2 protein-coding genes and 1 pseudogene are annotated in these 2540 nt (G+C 45.6%); all 3 read left to right on the forward strand.

The window, feature by feature from the left end:
• Positions 1 to 235 precede the first annotated feature (235 nt).
• Positions 236 to 1222 carry a 2-hydroxyacid dehydrogenase gene (locus RMO79_RS21320; RefSeq protein ID WP_310485275.1) on the forward strand — a complete coding sequence of 329 codons (987 nt, stop codon included), beginning with the start codon at positions 236 to 238 and terminating at the stop codon, positions 1220 to 1222.
• 64 nt (positions 1223 to 1286) lie between these two features.
• Positions 1287 to 1724, forward strand: a pseudogene (locus RMO79_RS21325) (rubredoxin); the annotation flags it as partial.
• 164 nt (positions 1725 to 1888) lie between these two features.
• Entirely contained in the window at positions 1889 to 2467 is a 579-nt protein-coding gene (locus RMO79_RS21330; protein ID WP_310485276.1) for a flavodoxin family protein, read from the forward strand.
• Positions 2468 to 2540 lie beyond the last annotated feature (73 nt).

The raw sequence follows: 2540 nt of genomic DNA on the forward strand, positions 1-2540 counted from the left end.
GGATGCTCGGAATGACAAGGGACGGCACAGTACATAACCCAAGTTGCTACCTATACTCAAAGTGGTTGTTCGCACTCGCGAACAGTCGCAGGTAATAAATAGGTAGCTCAATGACTGAATAGATACGATCGCCTCACGAGATGCTCACACTTTAAGTCTAAGCTAGTCAGTATCGAGTCAGACAAGATCGATGCTCGGAACGAGAGGCTACTTAAAATAACATCCCAAATAAATTATGAAAGTTGCTATTTTTAGTACCAAGTCATACGATCGCCAATTTTTTACAGCCGCTAATTCACAACATCAACATCAACTGACATTTTTAGAACCTAAGCTCGATCGACACACCGCCATCCTGGCTAAAGATGCCACCGCCGTTTGTATCTTTGTTAATGATGAAGTCGATCGAGACACATTAAAAGCTCTCGCAAGCGATCGTGTCAGCCTAATTGCTTTGCGCTGTGCTGGGTATAATAATGTCGATGTGGAGACAGCCAAAAATCTGGGCATCAAATTAGTGCGAGTGCCCGCCTATTCCCCCTATGCCGTCGCCGAACATACCGTGGGATTAATCCTGACACTCAATCGCAAATTACATCGAGCCTATAACCGCGTCCGCGAAGGCAATTTTTCACTCGAAGGATTGCTGGGATTCGATTTACATGGACGGACGATCGGGATTGTCGGTACGGGCAAAATTGGCACAGTTACCGCTCAAATTATGACAGGGTTTGGTTGCAAAGTTATTGCTTACGATCCCTTTCACAATCCCCAATGTGAGGCGATTGGAGTCGAATACATGGAGCTATTTCAACTATTTTCCCAGTCGGATATTATTACGCTCCACTGTCCATTAACTCCAGAAAACCATCACTTAATCAACAAAGAGGCGATCGCCCAAATGAAACCTCATGTGATGCTAATCAACACCAGTAGGGGTGCATTAATCGATACGGATGCGATTATTACTGCACTCAAATCATCCCAAATTGGCGGATTAGGATTAGATGTTTATGAACAAGAGTCAGCACTATTCTTTGAAGATCGATCCGATCGAATTCTCCAAGATGATACTTTTGCCCGCCTGATGACTTTCCCTAACGTAATAATTACCGGACATCAGGCGTTTTTTACTGAAGATGCGATGCGGGCGATCGCAGAAGTGACATTAGCAAATATCACGGAAATCGAACGAGAACAGCCCTGTAAAAACGAAATTTAGATTCAGGAATTAACTTGAAATGACACTCAAAATTGGTATTAACGGCTTCGGGCGAATCGGACGACTAGTTGTAGCGATCGAGGGTGAAACCTATGAATACACCACTATGTATCCAGAATTTACCGTTCAAGCGAAAAAAGATCGCGACGACAAAGCCACTGCTGATTTTGAAGCGCAAACTCAAGAATCATCAGAACATGCGGATACCTTTCGCCGTGCCGCCCATCGGTTTGGCTTGCTCAAAGCGATCGAACATCATCATGCCGATTGCTATACCGAAGCCTTAACCGTGCTTAAAGGCGGGGAAGCTACCGCCAAACAAGCTACTCAGAAATGGATTTGTAAACAGTGCAGCGTAATTTACGATCCGATTCTCGGCGATCCTGATTCGGAGATTGCTCCGGGCACAGCTTTTGAAGCAATTCCTGATGATTGGTATTGCCCAATCTGTGGTGCGACGAAGAAACTATTTACACCGCATGTAGAGGCTGTTGCTGCCTAAACTCAGAGTGGTTTCAACCACTCCTCGTAATGCGAAGTCCGCATAGGCGGACTAATATTTCAGTCCGCCTACGCGGACTTCGCATCATTAGCCGCGACTTTAGTCGCAGGTAAAAACGAGGTATCAAGTTAGGTTATTTAATTCACAATCTCTAAGAAAATTTCATGACAAATATCGCAATTATCTATTTTTCAGGCACCGGACACACCCATTTAATGGCGGAATCAATTGCCACAGGTGCCCAAACAATTCCCGACACAAAAGTCCAATTACTCCGCATTACTGGCGAACAAATTGTTAATGGTCGCTGGAAAGATGAGGCAATGTTGGCTGTTTTGAATAGTGCAGATGCAATTATTTTTGGTTCGCCGACTTATATGGGTGGTGTTGCCGCTCAGTTTAAAGCATTTGTTGATGGTGTCAGCGGTGCCTGGGCGCAACAGCTATGGAAAGACAAGATTGCGGGCGGTTTCACTCATTCCGGTGGTTTGAGTGGCGATAAACAAGGGACGCTGATTTATTTAGCGATTAATGCTGCCCAACATTCAATGATTTGGGTGGGTGCGGGTGAAATGTCACAGCCGAATGGGGTGAATCGATTGGGTTCTTATACAGGAGTGATGGGGCAAGCCGTTCCTGATTTTACGGGGACAAAAACAGTAGAACTTGAGACTGGCGATCGACTATCTTGTGAACTATACGGTCAGCGGATTGCAGCAGCCACCAAGCGGTGGCAGAAGTAACCGATCTGAAATCTCGGTGGGGTGCGTAGATCTACCCACCCCGCCCTACGGGCACCCCTGTCTTGACGTTTTT

The sequence above is a fragment of the Chamaesiphon sp. VAR_48_metabat_403 genome (genome assembly GCF_031422475.1).
Taxonomy (GTDB): Bacteria; Cyanobacteriota; Cyanobacteriia; order Cyanobacteriales; family Chamaesiphonaceae; genus Chamaesiphon.

Coding starts and splice junctions, on each gene's coding strand:
- RMO79_RS21320 (WP_310485275.1), top strand. CDS start 236: ATGAAAGTTGCTATTTTTAGTACCAAGTCATACGATCGCCAATTTTTT.
- RMO79_RS21330 (WP_310485276.1), top strand. CDS start 1,889: ATGACAAATATCGCAATTATCTATTTTTCAGGCACCGGACACACCCAT.